The 15,520-nt window shown below is 63.9% G+C and carries 13 protein-coding genes; 3 read left to right on the forward strand and 10 right to left on the reverse strand.

Annotated features, from left to right (window positions below):
• Nucleotides 1-115 precede the first annotated feature (115 nt).
• Nucleotides 116-1,453 (forward strand): heterodisulfide reductase-related iron-sulfur binding cluster, encoded by a 1,338-nt coding sequence (locus U5A58_RS13550; RefSeq protein WP_321961791.1) that lies wholly within the window; start codon nt 116-118, stop codon nt 1,451-1,453.
• Between the two features lie 39 nt (nt 1,454-1,492).
• Entirely contained in the window at nt 1,493-2,074 is a 582-nt protein-coding gene (locus U5A58_RS13555; RefSeq protein ID WP_321961792.1) for a DUF3501 family protein, read from the forward strand.
• Between the two features lie 6 nt (nt 2,075-2,080).
• Here the strand turns inward: U5A58_RS13555 and U5A58_RS13560 are convergent, their stop codons facing one another.
• Complete coding sequence (locus tag U5A58_RS13560; protein WP_321961793.1) at nt 2,081-2,545, reverse strand: GNAT family N-acetyltransferase; 465 nt, start codon at nt 2,543-2,545, stop codon at nt 2,081-2,083.
• Nucleotides 2,546-2,647: 102 nt separating this feature from the next.
• On the opposite strand from U5A58_RS13560, the gene U5A58_RS13565 reads away from it, so the two are divergent.
• The gene (locus tag U5A58_RS13565) at nt 2,648-4,180 is read left to right on the forward strand and encodes a PLP-dependent aminotransferase family protein (protein WP_321961794.1); all 1,533 of its coding nucleotides are present in this window, start codon (nt 2,648-2,650) and stop codon (nt 4,178-4,180) included.
• Here the strand turns inward: U5A58_RS13565 and U5A58_RS13570 are convergent.
• The 9 genes from U5A58_RS13570 to U5A58_RS13610 all read right to left on the reverse strand — a co-directional run bounded on the left by U5A58_RS13570 (nt 4,128) and on the right by U5A58_RS13610 (nt 15,513).
• A complete protein-coding gene (locus U5A58_RS13570) occupies nt 4,128-5,102 on the reverse strand; it encodes an aldo/keto reductase (protein WP_321961795.1) in 975 nt (324 codons plus the stop codon). The two genes, U5A58_RS13565 and U5A58_RS13570, sit on opposite strands and share 53 nt — an antisense overlap.
• Before the next feature lie 115 nt (nt 5,103-5,217).
• Nucleotides 5,218-6,522, reverse strand: coding sequence for an FAD-binding oxidoreductase (locus U5A58_RS13575; protein ID WP_321911653.1), 1,305 nt, complete (start codon nt 6,520-6,522; stop codon nt 5,218-5,220).
• Complete coding sequence (locus U5A58_RS13580) at nt 6,522-7,814, reverse strand: FAD-binding oxidoreductase (RefSeq protein ID WP_321961796.1); 1,293 nt, start codon at nt 7,812-7,814, stop codon at nt 6,522-6,524. The genes U5A58_RS13575 and U5A58_RS13580 overlap by 1 nt, the downstream gene beginning before the upstream one ends.
• A gap of 70 nt (nt 7,815-7,884) precedes the next feature.
• Nucleotides 7,885-9,468: a DUF3138 family protein gene (locus U5A58_RS13585; RefSeq protein ID WP_321961797.1), complete on the reverse strand. Its 1,584-nt coding sequence runs from the start codon at nt 9,466-9,468 to the stop codon at nt 7,885-7,887.
• A 108-nt stretch (nt 9,469-9,576) separates the two neighbouring features.
• A complete protein-coding gene (locus tag U5A58_RS13590) occupies nt 9,577-10,488 on the reverse strand; it encodes an ABC transporter permease subunit (RefSeq protein WP_321911647.1) in 912 nt (303 codons plus the stop codon).
• The gene (locus tag U5A58_RS13595) at nt 10,485-11,456 is read right to left on the reverse strand and encodes an ABC transporter permease subunit (RefSeq protein WP_158760833.1); all 972 of its coding nucleotides are present in this window, start codon (nt 11,454-11,456) and stop codon (nt 10,485-10,487) included. Before U5A58_RS13595 ends, U5A58_RS13590 begins: the two co-directional genes overlap by 4 nt.
• 13 nt (nt 11,457-11,469) lie before the next feature.
• Nucleotides 11,470-12,621 carry an ABC transporter ATP-binding protein gene (locus tag U5A58_RS13600; RefSeq protein WP_321911645.1) on the reverse strand — a complete coding sequence of 384 codons (1,152 nt, stop codon included), beginning with the start codon at nt 12,619-12,621 and terminating at the stop codon, nt 11,470-11,472.
• A gap of 252 nt (nt 12,622-12,873) precedes the next feature.
• The gene (locus tag U5A58_RS13605) at nt 12,874-13,995 is read right to left on the reverse strand and encodes a polyamine ABC transporter substrate-binding protein (protein WP_321961798.1); all 1,122 of its coding nucleotides are present in this window, start codon (nt 13,993-13,995) and stop codon (nt 12,874-12,876) included.
• A gap of 75 nt (nt 13,996-14,070) precedes the next feature.
• Nucleotides 14,071-15,513 (reverse strand): aspartate aminotransferase family protein, encoded by a 1,443-nt coding sequence (locus U5A58_RS13610; protein ID WP_321961799.1) that lies wholly within the window; start codon nt 15,511-15,513, stop codon nt 14,071-14,073.
• Nucleotides 15,514-15,520: the final 7 nt, after the last annotated feature.

Here is a 15,520-nt window from a genome sequence, read left to right on the forward strand (position 1 = left end):
GCACGCACCTGAGACGCGCGCGCTTTTTGTTTCGCGTGCCGGGCAAGCACCGGCGCGCGTACGCGCGCGCTCGCCCTGCCGCGTATTTAGCTGATAAATAAAAGAAGGAGACGTCATGCCCCACAAGGAAGGCAGTCTCGAAGCACCCACGCGCCATCCGCTCGACTGGCGCTCCGACGCTTTTTACGACCAGGGCCAGCTCGATACGGAACTCGCGCGCGTGTTCGATATCTGTGCGGGCTGCCGGCGCTGCGTGTCGTTATGCGGTGCGTTTCCGGCGCTCTTCGATCTCGTCGACGAAACCGATAGCGGCGAAGCGCACGACGTCGACAAGGCGTCGTTCGACAAGGTCGTCGATCAGTGTTATCTGTGCGATCTCTGCTACATGACGAAGTGCCCTTATGTGCCGCCGCATCCGTGGAATGTCGACTTTCCGCATCTCATGCTGCGGGCCAAAGCGGTTCACTACCGCAAGGGCGAAGTGAAGCTGCGCGACCGCGTGCTCTCGAACACCGACGCGCTGGGTCAGATCGCCGGCATTCCCGTTGTCACGCAAACGGTCAACGCGATCAATCACACGAAGGCGATGCGTGGCGCGATGGAAGACATGCTGGGCGTCGACCGCAAAGCGTGGCTGCCCGACTTCGCGACGCACAAGTTTCGTAACGTTGCAAAACGCGCGGCATCGAGCGAGGTCCGCGACGGCGAGCGCACGCCGGGCAAGGTCGCTATTTACGCGACCTGTTACGTGAATTTCAACGAGCCCGGCATTGGCCACGATCTGCTCGCCGTGCTCGACCACAACGAGATCCCCTACGAGCTGGTGAAGAGCGAATGGTGCTGCGGCATGCCGCTGCTGGAGCAGGGCAATCTGGAAGGCGTGGCGCACAAGCAGTCGCAGAACATGCCGATGCTCGCGCGTTACGCGCGCGACGGTTACGCGCTGATCGGCGCGGTGCCGAGCTGCGTGCTCATGTACAAGCACGAACTGCCGTTGATGTTCCCTGACGACGCGAACACGAAAGCCGTGAGCGACGCGTTCTGGGACCCGTTCGAATATCTCGTGGCGCGTCATCGCGACGGCCTGCTCAAGACCGATTTCCGCGCGCCGCTTGGCAACGTGTCGTATCACGTGCCGTGTCACGCGCGCGTGCAGAACATTGGCCGCAAGACCTTCGACCTGCTTTCGCTCGTGCCGGAGACGAAAGTAACGGTGTTCGAGCGCTGTTCGGGCCACGCGGGCACGTTCGGCGTGAAGAAGGAATTCCACGCCATGTCGATGAAGATCGGCACGCCCGTCTTCAAGCAGATGGGCCAGGCCCAGCCGAACTTCATTTCGTCCGATTGCCAGCTTGCGGGGCATCACATTGCGCAGGGCATTGAAGAGAACCAGCTAGGCGAGCCGCCGCTCGCGCACCCCATTACCCTGCTGCGCCGCGCCTATGGCATCTAGGTTCCAACGCCAGCACGCCACCTACACGAGGCACGACTCATGACGATCGCGAGAAATTCGTTGTTGACGCTGGAAGCCTACGCCCGCGTGCGGGGCGATATGCGCAAACGCATCATCGAACACAAGAAGCAGCGCGCGGTGCCGCTCGGCAATCACCTCACGTTCCTGTTCGAGGACGAAACCACGATTCGCTATCAGATCCAGGAGATGCTGCACATCGAAAAGATCTTCGACGAAGACGGCATTCAGGGCGAACTCGCGGCCTATTTGCCGCTCGTGCCCGACGGCGGCAACCTGAAGGCGACCATGCAGCTCGAATATGAAAGCGAAGTCGAGCGGCGCGCGGCGCTCGCGCGGCTCATCGGCATCGAGGACAAGGTGTTCGTTCAGGTGGAAGGCGAGCCGCCCGTCTACGCGATCGCCGACGAAGACCTCGAACGCGAAAACGCTGAAAAGACCTCGGCGGTGCACTTCGTGCGTTTCGAACTCACGCCGCAGATGAAAACGCGGCTGCGCGAAGGCGCCGCGCTCACGATAGGCTGCGATCATCCGAATTACCGCGTGCCGACGCAGACCATCGACGGCGAAGTGCGCGGCTCGTTGCTCAAGGATCTTGCCTGAGGTGCTTCAAACGTCCTTGCGGTACATGACGAAGCCAGGCTTCACGGCCACGTCGTCGTAAAGCCGCATTGCCGTGTGATTCGTCTCGTGCGTGTGCCAGTACACGCGCGACGAATTCGACGCCTTCGCGTGCGCATACACGGCTTCGATCAGCGCGCGGCCCACGCCCTGGCCGCGTGCATCCTCCACGGTGAAGAGATCCTGCAAATAGCAGATCGGCCCTTCCAGAATCGTGTTGCGGTGATAGATGAAATGCACGAGACCGAGCACGCGCTCGCCGCGCACGGCGATGAAGGCGTGCATGGGCTCGTAGCCGTCGAAGAAGCGCGACCACGTTGTGCGCGTCACGTGCTCCGGCAGCGCGGTCGCATCGAAGCGGCCGTAAAAGCGGTTATAGCCGTCCCAAAGCGGCAGCCATGCATCGAAATCGTCGGGTGCGACGGCGCGAACTTGAAGCGTCGTGTCGGTCATGCGTTGTCTCCTTGTTTGCAGGCTTGCCCAAACCCCCAAGCGTAAGCGACTTGTGGCACCATTGTTAGTCCCACCGAAATCGAAGACCATGGAGCCACGGGATTGGACTACGCGTTGATGATGGCGGCCTATGCGAAGCGCGCCGTGCGCAAGCTTACGCAGCAGGACCTGCTTTACGAGAGCCTGCGCCGCGCGATTCTCGACGGCGACATTGGCCGCGGCACGCGCCTCGCGTCGAGCCGTGCGCTCGCGGAGCAACTCGGCATTGCGCGCAATTCCGTGCTCTATGCCTACGAGCGGCTCGTGGAAGAGGGCTTTGTCAGCGCTACGCGCCACGGTTCGGTCGTCAACGCGGTCAATGCCACTGCGGCGGCAACGCCTGCGCAGTCCGCGCTGCGCGAAGATCCCGCGCCTGCGCTCGCGCGCCGCGTGCGCAACCTGCCGCCGCGCCGCATGGGCCGCGATGGTCCCAAGGCGCTGCGCCCGGGCGTGCCCGCGCTCGACGCGTTTCCGTACGCGCAATGGCGCGCCGCCGTCGAGCGCGCGCTGCGCGAGTTGCGTGCGCACGATCTCGGTTATGGCGACAGTGCGGGCATGCCGGCGCTGCGCCAGGCCATTGCGCAATATGTGCGGGTGTCACGCGGCGTGCGCTGCCAGCCCGGCCAGGTGTTCGTCACGGACGGCACGCAGTCGAGTCTCGACTTGTGCGCGCGTCTCTTCGCGGACGAGGGCGAACGCGCGTGGATCGAAAATCCCGGCTATCTCGGCGCGCGCGTGGCGTTTGCCGCTGCGGGGCTGCAGCTCGTGCCAATGAGCGTGGATGCGGCGGGCATGGCGGCCCGCGCCGAAGACTGGCGCGAGCGGCCGCCGCGCCTCGTTTATCTCACGCCGTCGCACCAGTATCCGCTTGGCTGCGTGCTGACCCTCGAGCGGCGGCTCGCGCTGATCGAGCAGGCGCGTGCGTGCGGCGCGTGGATCGTCGAGGACGACTACGACAGCGAGCTGCGCCACGATGGACCGCCGCTGCCGTCGATCCAGGGCTTGGCCGACGACGCACCCGTGATCTATCTCGGCACGTTCAGCAAGACGCTCTTTCCGGCCCTGCGCATCGGCTTCATGATCGTGCCGCAGCGTGTGGCGGCGCAGTTCGCGCAGGCGCATCACACGCTCATGCGCCAGGGTCGCGTGGCGGAGCAACTGGCGCTGGCGGAATTCATCGAAAGCGGGCGCTACGCGCGCCACTTGCGGCGCATGCGCAAGCTTTACGAAGAGCGCCGCGACGGCCTCGTCGCGGCAATCGACAAACATCTGGCCGGCATGATGACGGTGTCGGCAGACGCGGGCGGCATGCATTTGAGCGTGCGTCTCGACGCGCCGCTCAGCGACGCCGAGGTGAGTGAAGCGGCGCGCGCGCAGGGGTTGCATCTCTCGCCGTTGAGCGCGTATTGCGTCGATGCCCCGGACGCCACGCGCTACAACGGCTTCCTGCTCGGCTATGCGGAAACGCCGCCGCACGTTGCCGACACGCTCATGCAGACGCTCGCGCGCATCGTGCACGAACGTCTGGCGGCGGTCTCGCCGCTTACTGATGACCCGCGATCACATGAGGCAGATAAGGCGCTTCAAGCGTCTTGATCTCTTCGCTGGAGAGCTTGAGCGAGAGGGCCGCGATGGCGTCTTCGAGATGCTGCGGCTTCGAGGCGCCGATGATCGGCGAAGTGATGCCGGGCTTGTGCAGCAGCCACGCGAGCGCGACCTGTGCACGCGAGACGTTGTGCGTACGCGCGATGGTTGCGACCGCATCGATAATGGCTTTGTCCGCGTCGGCGCCATAGAGCGTCTTGCCGAACTTGTCGGTTGCCTCGCGTTCGCTCGTTTCGTTCCAGTCGCGCGTGAGGCGGCCGCGCGCGAGCGGGCTCCACGGCATCACGGCAATGCCCTGATCGGCGCACAGCGGCAGCATTTCGCGCTCTTCCTCGCGGTAGAGCAGGTTCACGTGGTCCTGCATGCTCACGAACTCGGTCCAGCCGTGCAGGCGCGACGTGTAGAGCGCCTTGCTGAACTGCCACGCATGCATGGACGAAGCGCCGATGTAACGCGCCTTGCCTGCCTTCACCACGTCGTGCAGCGCTTCGAGCGTTTCTTCGATCGGCGTGTCGTAGTCCCAGCGATGGATCTGATAGAGATCGACGTAATCGGTGCCCAGGCGCTTGAGGCTATGATCGATTTCCGTGAGGATGGCCTTGCGCGACAGGCCCTGGCCGTTCGGACCGGGACGCATGCGGTTGTACACTTTCGTGGCAAGCACGATGTCGTCGCGCTTGACGAAGTCGCGCAGCGCACGCCCGACGATCTCCTCAGAGGTGCCGTCCGAGTACGTGTTCGCGGTGTCGAAGAAGTTGATGCCGGCGTCGAGCGCCTGGCGGATGAGCGGACGGCTGGCTTCTTCGCCGAGCGTCCATGGGTGCGTGCCGCGCTCGGGCACGCCGTAAGTCATGCAACCGAGGCAAAGACGCGAAACCTGCAGCCCTGTCGAGCCGAACCTGACGTAATCCATTGCTGTTGCTCCTGGCGAAAAGGCGATTCAAGCAGAAGAAGTGCGTGCGCCGCGCGAGCGCGGCGGACTTTCGCAAGGGTATAACAGGCAGGAAGAACGTGCAGAGCGTGCCGCTTCAGAACATTTCCATTACACGGTGATACAGCATGCCGACTTCGAGCGCGGGCCGCCGCCACGCGGGGCCGCCGGGGAAGCGCGCGTGCCGCAGTTGCGCGAACAGATCGAACGAGGCGCGCTCGCCCACGATGGCCTGCGCAACGAGACGCCCCGCAATGCCCGTGAGCGCCACACCGTGCCCCGAAAAACCTTGCACGTAGTAATAATTCGGGTCGATCGCGCCGAAGTCGGGCGCGCGGTTGCGCGTGACATCGACAAAGCCGCCCCAGGCGTATTCCACGCGCGCCGCGGCGAGTTGCGGGAACGTGTCGCTCATGCGCGTTTGCATGGCCGCGGTCAGGCGCTCGGGCGCGGCGCCAGTCGAATCGGCGCGGCCGCCGAACAGCATGCGGTCATCCGCCGAAACGCGAAAATAGTCGAGGAAGAAGTTGTTGTCGCACACGGCTGCACGTTGCGCGATCAACGAGTCGGCCAGTTCGCGCCCGAGCGGTTCGGTCGCAATGATGTACGACGCGATCGGCGCAATGCGTGCGGCCACGGCGCCTGGCAAGACGCCGCCCGGCGCAGCGTTGCTGCACGACACCACGAAGCGGCAGCGCACTTCCCCGCGCGCGGTTTTGACCACGGGCCGCTCGCCGCGCACGACTTCGAGCGCGCGCGTATGGGCGAACAGTTGCGCGCCTTCGCGGCGCGCGGCGGCAGCAAGGCCAAGACAGTACTTGAGCGGATGAAGATGCCCCGAAACCGGATCGTAGACGCCCGCGATATACCGCTGCGACGCCACACGGGCGCGCGTGGCGTCGGTGTCGAGCCATTCGAGGCGGTCGTAACCCCAGCGCGTGCGCGCCGCCTCCATCCACGCGCGCAGATCGGGCACGCGCTTGGCTTTCGTCGCGACGGTCAGATAGCCCGGCGTGAAATCGCAATCGATGCCGTAGCGCGCAATGCGCTCGCGCACGAGGCTCACGCCTTCGATGGAAAGCGCCCACGCCGCGCGTATGCCCTGCGCGCCGAGCTGCTTTTCGAGCACTTCGTCTTTCGCGAAGCCCACGAGCGTTTGGCCGCCATTGCGGCCCGAGGCGCCCCAGCCGGGACGATGCGCGTCGAGCACCACCACCGAAAGGCCGCGTGCACGGCACTCCAGCGCGACCGACAGCCCGGCGAAGCCCGCGCCGATCACGCACACGTCGGCGTCGAGCGCGCCTTCCAGCACGGGGTCGTCGTCGGCGGGGCGCGTGGCGGTGGCTTCGTAGTACGAGTGGCGGGCGAGAGCGTCCGCCTGGGCGTCGAGGTCGAGTGTCATCAAAGCAGGTCCTTCATTCGATACCATGCCATCGCGAGCACGAGGGCAGGGGTTCGCAGTGTAGCGCCGCCGGGGAAATCGCGGTGACGGATCTTGCCGAACAGGTCGAAGCGCGCGGCCTGGCCGTGAATGGCTTCGGCGATCAGCGTGCCCGCGAGCCCCGTGGTGTTCACGCCGTGGCCCGAGAAGCCCTGCGCGAAATACACCGTGGGCGAGAGGCGGCCGAAGTGCGGCGCGCGGTTCATCGTGATGTCCACGTAGCCGCCCCACGCGTAATCCACTTTCACATCGGCGAGTTGCGGAAACGTTTTCAGCATGTCGCGGCGCATGGCTTCGCCCAAATTAGGCGGCGCGAACGTGGAATAGCTTACTTTCCCGCCCCAAAGCAGACGCGTGTCCGGCGCCGGACGGAAGTAGTCGAGCACGAAGCGGCTGTCGCATACGGCAGCCTGAGCGGGCATCAACGCGTTCATGCGCTCGGCACCCAGCTTTTCGGTCGCGATCACATAGGTGCCAACGGGCATGATCTTGCGCGAGAGCGTTGGCGCGAGATCGCCCAGATACGTATTGCATGCGAGCACAACGAATTTCGCGCGCACGTTGCCACGCGCGGTTTCGACTACATGCCCGCCGTTTTCTTCGCGCAGGCGCGTGACGGGACTGTTCTCGTACACGCGCACGCCGGCTTCGAGCGCTGCGCGCGCGAGGCCGAGTGTGTAGTTGAGCGGATGCAGATGGCCGCTATCGGGATCGTAGAGGCCGCCCGCGTAGCGCGACGACTGCACGTAATTCCCGACGCCGCCGCCATCGACGTAACGGAAGCGGTCGTAACCGAAGCGGCTTGCCGCCTCGTCGCGCCAGCGCTTGAGCGAATCCACGTCGCGCGCCTTGTTGGCGGCGGTGAAATAGCCTTCGGTGAGCGCGCAATCGATATTGTGCTGCTTGACGCGGCGCTTCACGATGTCGAGTGTTTCGAGGCCCATGTCCCAGACCTGACGGACCTCGGCTTCGGGCATGAACTGCGCAAATGTGTCGATGTCGCAGGCAAAGCCGCCAATCAGTTGTCCACCATTGCGCCCGCTTGCGGCCCATCCGACCCGCGACGCTTCCACTAGCGCGACGCGATAGCCGCGTTCGGCGAGATTGAGTGCGGCGGAAACGCCCGTGAGGCCCGCGCCGACCACGCAGACATCGGCGTCGATCGCGCCTTCCAGCGCAGGGTGCGCGGTGGTGTCGTTGGCGGTGGCCGCGTACCAGGACGGGGCATGTGGCTGATTGGCGAATTTGAGCATAAAGAGAGCGTAGAAACAAAAAGCGGGCGACGGCCAGGAACCCTGAATGCCGCCGCCCGCCCCAACTTCATCAGAACGAGTAGATGAACTGCGCGCCCAGCAAGTCGTTGCTCTTGCCGTACGAACCGTCGTCGTGCAGGAACACGCGCTGCGTGGCCCAGTCGTGGCGGTATTCCACCTTGACCGTGATCTGCTGCGTCGGGAAGAACAGCAGGTCGAGCGCCACGTCCTGGCGCGTCGCGCCCTTGCACTCGAAGCCGAAGCCGCCGCCCGCCTGCGAATTCGCCAGGCAGTCCGCACCAATGCCGAAGCCGTTGGCCGTGTCCATGCCATTCGAATTCAGCACGATGCCGCCGCCACCGCCGCCGTTCTTGCTGTCGACGAGGAGGTCGTAGCGTGCGGTCACGCCCATGCGGCCCACCACCGGCGCGTTGAACTTGCGGTGCGCGAGCAGCGAGAAGCCGTACCACTGCGCGTTGCCGCCGTTGAACGCCGCGCGCTGCTGCTGGCCGTAATCGACTTCGGCGTTGTACTGGATGTCCGCCTGCGTGTAGGTCGCATCCACTTCGCCAAACAAGAAGTAGCCGCCCGAGCTCGATGCCTGGCCACCCACGCCGTACACGGCCTGGCCCGTCGTCGAGTCGAATGCGCTCGGCAGCGTCTGGCGGCCAATGTTGAACGAGCCGCCAATATCGAGTGCGCTCGACCACGTGTAGTCGGCACGCGCCGTGAACGTCGGGATCTTGTTGCTCGTGGTGATCGGGTCGCCCAGCGCGTTCTGGCCCGTCTGCACGACCGCGCCATTGGTGCGGTACTGCTCGTTGCCAACCATGAACTTGAACGCCCACTGGCTGCCGTCCGGCGTGTAGTTCCAGCCGACGCCCACATAGCTGCCCGGATCGGAGAAATCGTAGAGCAGGTTGTGCGTGAGCGTGAGCATCTGGTTCGACTGCTGCACCTCGTAGCCGCCAAAGCTCGGCATGAGACCGGCGACGAACGTACCCGTGGAGGTCACCGGCACGGTGACGACCGCGGTATTCAGGATGTTGTTGCCGATCTCGCCATGCTCGTTCTGCAGCAGCGTGATGCCGTTGCCGCGGTTGGGCATGAGCGTGATTTCGGCCGAAGGTGCCATCGGGCCCACGCCGAAGGTCTTCTTGATGTCGAGGTAGACATCGCCGAACGTGCTGTTGAAGTAGTTATACGCGCCCGTATGGTTCGCGAACAGGAACGACGAGGTGCCCGGCGCGCGGTTGTAGATATACGTCGGGTCGATATAGCCGGTGATCGAAAGCCCCGCGAGCGGACCGGTATTGGCGGCGTCGGTGAGCGAATCGACCTTGAGCTGCTGGCTCGCGATCTGCTGCTTCATCGCATCGACCTGGTCGTTGGTCAGGTTCGCCTGCGCCTTGCCGTAATCGGGCGAACTGATGTCCACGACCGGAGCGGCGGCGGTGGCCGGGACGACCGGCCCTGCGGCTGCGGCCTTCGTTGTCGTCTTCGATTGCGCCAGTTCAGACTTGAGCGATTTCACCTCTTTTTGCAGGGCGTTCAGTTGCGCCTGCAGGGCCTTGATCTGATCGCTGGTCGAGTCCGCTAGCGCGAGCCCTGGCAGCGCCCCGGCCACCAGCAGACAGATTAACTTCTTCTTCATTGAAATTCTCCTTGTTGGTCGTTATTGCAGCTACTTCAACGTGCGGGTACGGGACGGCGGGCGGCGTACACCGTCCCGCTAAATGTGTTCGTTATTCGACAGGCGCCATCACGCCGCGCGCCGGCCAATCGGCGCACCCACCGCGCCGGCAGGGGCGGCCGGCGTCAGGGCTTCGGCGGGCTCGGGCTGGACGAAAGCGAGCTGCATGTCGCGCAGGCGCTTTCTCTCGCGGGCCGCCATGATCTGGTTGGCCGCGATCACGCCGATCGTCACCGCGCTGATAAAGAGCGTGGCGAGCGCGTTCATCTCCGGATTCAGACCCAGACGCACGCGCGAGAACACCACCAGCGGCAGCGTGGTCGAGCCCGGGCCCGAGAGGAATGCGGAGAGCACGAGGTCGTCGATTGAGAGCGTGAACGAGAGCAGCCAGCCCGAAATGAGCGCTTGCGAGATCAGCGGCAGCGTGATCACGAAGAACACCTTGAAGGGCGTCGCGCCCAGATCGAGCGCGGCCTCCTCGAGCGACTGATTCATCTCCTTCACGCGCGACTGCACGATGATCGCCACGTACGACACGCACAGCATCACGTGGCCGATCCACATGGTCAGCACGCCGCGGCCCTTCGGCCAGCCAAGGAACTGCTCCATCGCGACGAACAGCAGCAGAAGCGAAATGCCCTGGATGACTTCGGGAATCACGAGCGGCGCGTTGATCATGCCGGCGAAGAGCGCAAAGCCCCTGAAGCGGCCCATGCGCGCGAGCACGTAGCCGGCCCACGTGCCGATCACGACGGAGGCGAAGGCCGTCATCAGGCCGATCTTCAGCGACAGCCAGGCGGCGCTCAGCAGCTCGTCGTCCTGCAGCAGCGCGGCATACCACTTCAGCGAGAAGCCGGACCACACCGTAACGAGCTTCGACTCGTTGAACGAGTAGACGATGAGGCTGATGATCGGGATGTAGAGGAACAGAAACCCGAGTGTGAGAACGCCGGTGGAGAGCGTACGGTTGGGCTTGATCATTTGCCTTCCTCCAGTTGCTTGACCTGGTTGTGCTGGAAGAGCGCCATCGGCACGAGCAGCAGCAGCACCATCGCGACCGTGACGGCGGAGGCCATCGGCCAGTCCATGTTGTTGAAGAACTCGTCCCACATCACGCGGCCGATCATCAGTGTGTCGGCGCCCCCGAGCAGTTCGGGGATCACGTACTCGCCCACGGCCGGAATGAACACGAGCAGGCTGCCCGCGATGATCCCGTTCTTCGAGAGCGGCAGCGTGATTCGCGTGAACGCGACCCAGGGCTTCGCGCCGAGGTCATAGGCGGCCTCGAGCAGCGTGAGGTCCATCTTCACGAGGTGCGCGTAGAGCGGCATCACCATGAACGGCAGGTACGAATAGACCATGCCGATATAGACACCCGCGTCGCTGTGATAGAGGCGCAGCGGCGAATGGATGAGGCCGATGGCCATGAGCGTGTGATTGAGCAGGCCGTCGTCCTTGAGGATGCCGATCCAGGCGTACACGCGAATCAGGAACGACGTCCAGAACGGCAGCATCACGCCCATCATGAGCAGGTTGCGCGTGGCGGGATTCGAGCGCGCGATGTAGTAGGCGATCGGATAGCCGATCAGCAGGCAGAAGATAGTGGAGACGGCCGCCATCTTCAGCGAGCTGATGTAGGTGGCGATGTACAGGTCGTCTTGCAGCAGGAAGGCGTAGTGGCCGAGTTGCAGCGCGAAGTGCACGACGCCGTCCTTCATCTGGACGAGGTTCGTATAGGGCGGCACCGCCATCATCTGGTCGGCGAAGCTGATCTTGAACACGAGCACGAACGGCACGGCGAAGAACAGCGTGAGCCAAATGAACGGCACACCGATGACGGTCGTGCGGCCCGAGGGCACGAAGCGCGAGAAGAAGCGCGCGAGCGTGCCGCGGCGGGCGTCTGCGGCTGCCCGGCCTGACCCAGGCGTGGTGGGAATAGTGGTACTCATGATTCGGGCCTCCTTACTGCGTGAGCACGACGCCGCTGGCCGGCGACCAGGACACATAAACATCGTCATTCCAGGCGGGCGCGCCCTCATTCATGAGGTGCGAGCTCGAGAGGTTCGAGACGACGACCTTGCCGCCTGGCAGACGCACGTGATAGAGCGAATAGCTGCCCATGTAGGCCACGTCCGTGACCACGCCACGCGCCCAGTTGTGCTGCGTGCCGGGCCTTTCGCGCGTCACGCGCACACGCTCCGGGCGCACCGAAATGCCAACGGGCATGCCGAGCGGCCCGGTCACGCCGTGGCTCACGTACATGCGCGTTTCGAGGTCTTCGCTTTCCACGAAGATGTGATCGGGCTCGTCCTCGACGACCTTGCCTTCGAACAGGTTGGTCGAGCCGATGAATTCGGCCGAGAAGCGGCTGTTGGGGAATTCGTAGACTTCGCTCGGCGAGCCGATCTGCACGATGCGGCCTTCGCTCATCACGGCGAGGCGGTTGGCCATGGTCATGGCCTCTTCCTGATCGTGCGTGACCATCACACAGGTGACATCGACTTTCTCGATGATGTTCACGAGTTCGAGCTGGGTCTTCTGGCGGATCTTCTTGTCGAGCGCCGACATCGGTTCGTCGAGCAGCAGGAGCTTGGGGCGCTTCACGAGCGAGCGTGCAAGCGCCACGCGTTGCTGCTGGCCGCCGGAAAGCTGATGCGGTTTGCGCTTCGCGTAGCGGCCCATCTGCACGAGGTTGAGGGCGTCGGCCACGCGCTCGCGAATCTCGTTCTTCGGCACGCCTTCCTGCTTGAGGCCGAACGCGACGTTCGACTCCACGCTCATGTGCGGAAAGAGCGCATACGACTGGAACATCATGTTGACGGGGCGGCGATACGGGGGCAGCGACGCGAGGTCTTCGCCGTCGACGTAGATGCGGCCCGACGTGGCCGTTTCGAGGCCCGCGAGCATGCGCAGCAGGGTGGACTTGCCGCAGCCGGAGCTGCCGAGCAGCGCAAAAAGCTCGTTCTTGGCGATGTTCAGGCTCACGTTGTCCACGGCGGTGCTGTCACCGAACTTCTTGACGACGTTCTCGATACGCACGAACGCGTCGTTCTTTGCCGGGTTCGCGTTGGCGCGCAGAGCTTCTGGGGCGTTGACTTTAGACGTCGAATTCATGATCTGATCTGGGTTCCTATCTGATCGCAGTACACGTTTTTCAGGCGCGAGGCGGCCCGCACGGGGCGCACGGGGCGACTCGCGATTAGTACTGCGAACGGAGCTCGGGAATGGCTCGCGCGCGTCGTCAAAAAAGGGGGGGCGGCGCTGCGCGGCCGGACTTCGGAATTGCGCACTTCAGGCGGAGAGGGGTCGAGCGATCCCTCTTCCGCGTTGTCTCCTTCTTGTTTCCTTCAGGGAGTGATCAGGGTCTCAGTGGCCCGTTTTCAGCTGGGCCCACAGGCGGTTTTCGAGGCGCAGGATGTCAGCCGGCATCGGCTTCATCAGCGTCATCTTCTTGAGCACGTCTTCCGGCGGGTACACCGTCGCGTCCTGCGCCACTGCCGGGGTGACGAACTGGCGCGCGGCCTTGTTCGCGGTGGGGTAGAACACTTCGTTTGTGATCTGCGCGTTGACCTTCGGGTCCGAGATGTAGTTGATCCACTTCATCGCGTTCTCGGGGTGCGGGGCGTCCTTCGGGATGACCATCACGTCGAACCACAGCAGGCCGCCTTCCTTCACGTTTGAGAACTTGACGTCATACGAGCGCTTGGCTTCCTCGGCGCGGCGGTGCGCAATGCCAACGTCGCCCGACCATGCCACGGCAACGCAGATATCGTTGTTCACGAGGTCGTTGATATAGCCCGACGAATTGAACTGGGTGATATACGGGCGGACTTTCTTCAGCACTTCGAACGCGGCCTGGTAGTCGGCGGGGTTCGTGCTGTTGGGGTCCTTGTGCATGTATTGCAGCGTCGCGGCGAAGACGTCGACGGCCTGGTCGAGGAACGATACGCCGCAGCCCTTGAGCTTCGAGAGATTCTGCGGGTCGAGCACGAGCGCCCAGCTATCCACGGGCGCGCTCGTGCCGAGCGCCTTTTCCACCGCCTGCTTGTTGTAGCCGATGCCGTCGGTGCCGAACGCCCAGGGCACGCCGTACTGATTGCCCGGATCGGCGTCGGCGATCATGTGCATGAGCACGGGATCGAGGTTCGCGAGGTTGGGGATCTTCGACTTGTCGAGCTTCTGGTACACGCCGGCCTGAATCTGCTTGGCCATGTAATTCGAGGTGGGCACAACGATGTCATAGCCCGAGCTGCCGGCGAGCAGCTTGGCCTGCAGCGTGTCGTCGCTGTCGTAGTTGTCGTACTTGACCTTGATGCCCGCTTCTTTTTCGAAGTTCGGGATCGTGTCCTTCGCAATGTAGTCGGACCAGTTGTAGACGTTCAAATCGCCGTCGGCCGCGTGCGCGGTCTGGCTCGACATGGCCGTGAGGCCTGCACACGCTGCGAGGGCCGCAAGCGCGACCGCATGACGAAGATGACTAACACTCATGTTGCTTTCCCCTGAAGATGAAAATTGGCGGGAGGCCCAGCACCCCGTTGCGCCGCCCGCCTTGGACAAGTCGCGTTAAGAAAGACCCAGTTGTTGCGCAGTTGCGTCGATGGCCTTCTTGGCCTTCGACACGATTTCATCGATCTCTGCCCGCGTGACGACGAGCGGCGGCGAGAGCAGCATGCGATCGCCCGTGGCGCGCATGATGAGGTTGCCGTTGAAGCAGAAGTCGCGGCAGAGCGTGCCCACGTCGCCGCCATTCGCAAAACGCTTGCGCGCCTTCGGATCTTCCGCGAGTTGCAGACCCGCTACGAGGCCCGCACCCGAGATGTCGCCGATGATCGGATGATTGCCGAAGGTCTCGCGCAGGCGCTGCTGGAAGTACGGACCCGTGTCGTTCTTCACGCGCGTCACGATGCCTTCGTCGCGCAGCAGCTTGAGGTTCGCAACGGCCACCGCGGCGGCGACGGGATGCCCCGAGTACGTGAGGCCGTGATTGAAATCGCCGTTCTCGATGAGCGCTTTGGCCACGCGGTCGTGAATGCCCACGGCGCCCATCGGCACATACCCGCTCGTGAGGCCCTTGGCCATCGTGATGAGATCCGGCTCGAAGCCGAAGTGCTGATGCGCGAACCACTCACCGGTGCGGCCAAAGCCGCCGATCACTTCGTCGGCGCAGAGCAGGACGTCGTACTTGCGGCAAATGCGCTGAATTTCCGGCCAGTAGGTTGAGGGCGGGAAGATCACGCCGCCTGCGCCCTGGAACGGCTCGCCGATAAAGGCGGCCACGTTCTCCGCGCCCACTTCGAGAATCTTCGCTTCGAGCTGTTGTGCACGCGCGAGACCGAACTCCTCGGGCGACATGTTGCCTTGCGCTTCGCCATAGAAGTACGGCTGGTCGATATGCACGATGTTCTCGACCTTCGAAGGCATCTGCTCGTGCATGTAGCCCATGCCGCCCAGCGTGCCGCCCGCGATCGTCGAACCGTGATACGCGTTCTTTCGCGAGATGACGACTTTCTTCGAAGGCTTGCCTTGCGTGAGCCAGTACTGATGCACGATGCGCAGCACCGTGTCGTTGCCTTCGGAGCCGCTGTTGCAATAGAAGAAGTGGTTGAACGGCTCGGGCGAAAGCTGCGCGAGCAGCGCCGACAGTTCAATGACCGGCGGGTGCGTGGTCTTGAAGAACGTGTTGTAGAACGGCAGTTCCTGCATCTGCTCGTAGGCGGCGTCGGCCAGTTCCTTGCGGCCATAGCCCACGTTCACGCACCAGAGCCCGGCCATGCCGTCGATGATCTGGTTGCCTTCCGAGTCCCACAGGTACACGCCTTTCGCCTTCACGATCACACGGCTGCCCGCCTTGTTCAGCGAGCCCATGTCCGAAAACGGGTGAATGTGGTGCGCAGCGTCCAGCGCGCGGTATTCGCTCGTCGAGCGCGTCGTGCGTGCGGCCTGGGCGCGCAGCGTCGTCGGCGCTTCCTGCAGCGCGCTGGCGGGGGCGTCGATTCGATAGTTCATTGCTGTG

The organism is Paraburkholderia sp. J7, assembly GCF_905220155.1.
Taxonomy (GTDB): domain Bacteria; phylum Pseudomonadota; class Gammaproteobacteria; order Burkholderiales; family Burkholderiaceae; genus Paraburkholderia.

Excerpts from the sequence above, each read along its gene's own strand:
- U5A58_RS13550 (WP_321961791.1), top strand. The coding sequence starts at position 116 with ATGCCCCACAAGGAAGGCAGTCTCGAAGCACCCACGCGCCATCCGCTC.
- U5A58_RS13555 (WP_321961792.1), top strand. The coding sequence starts at position 1,493 with ATGACGATCGCGAGAAATTCGTTGTTGACGCTGGAAGCCTACGCCCGC.
- U5A58_RS13560 (WP_321961793.1), bottom strand. The coding sequence starts at position 2,545 with ATGACCGACACGACGCTTCAAGTTCGCGCCGTCGCACCCGACGATTTC.
- U5A58_RS13570 (WP_321961795.1), bottom strand. The coding sequence starts at position 5,102 with ATGGATTACGTCAGGTTCGGCTCGACAGGGCTGCAGGTTTCGCGTCTT.
- U5A58_RS13575 (WP_321911653.1), bottom strand. The coding sequence starts at position 6,522 with ATGACACTCGACCTCGACGCCCAGGCGGACGCTCTCGCCCGCCACTCG.
- U5A58_RS13580 (WP_321961796.1), bottom strand. The coding sequence starts at position 7,814 with ATGCTCAAATTCGCCAATCAGCCACATGCCCCGTCCTGGTACGCGGCC.
- U5A58_RS13585 (WP_321961797.1), bottom strand. The coding sequence starts at position 9,468 with ATGAAGAAGAAGTTAATCTGTCTGCTGGTGGCCGGGGCGCTGCCAGGG.
- U5A58_RS13590 (WP_321911647.1), bottom strand. The coding sequence starts at position 10,488 with ATGATCAAGCCCAACCGTACGCTCTCCACCGGCGTTCTCACACTCGGG.
- U5A58_RS13595 (WP_158760833.1), bottom strand. The coding sequence starts at position 11,456 with ATGAGTACCACTATTCCCACCACGCCTGGGTCAGGCCGGGCAGCCGCA.
- U5A58_RS13600 (WP_321911645.1), bottom strand. The coding sequence starts at position 12,621 with ATGAATTCGACGTCTAAAGTCAACGCCCCAGAAGCTCTGCGCGCCAAC.
- U5A58_RS13605 (WP_321961798.1), bottom strand. The coding sequence starts at position 13,995 with ATGAGTGTTAGTCATCTTCGTCATGCGGTCGCGCTTGCGGCCCTCGCA.
- U5A58_RS13610 (WP_321961799.1), bottom strand. The coding sequence starts at position 15,513 with ATGAACTATCGAATCGACGCCCCCGCCAGCGCGCTGCAGGAAGCGCCG.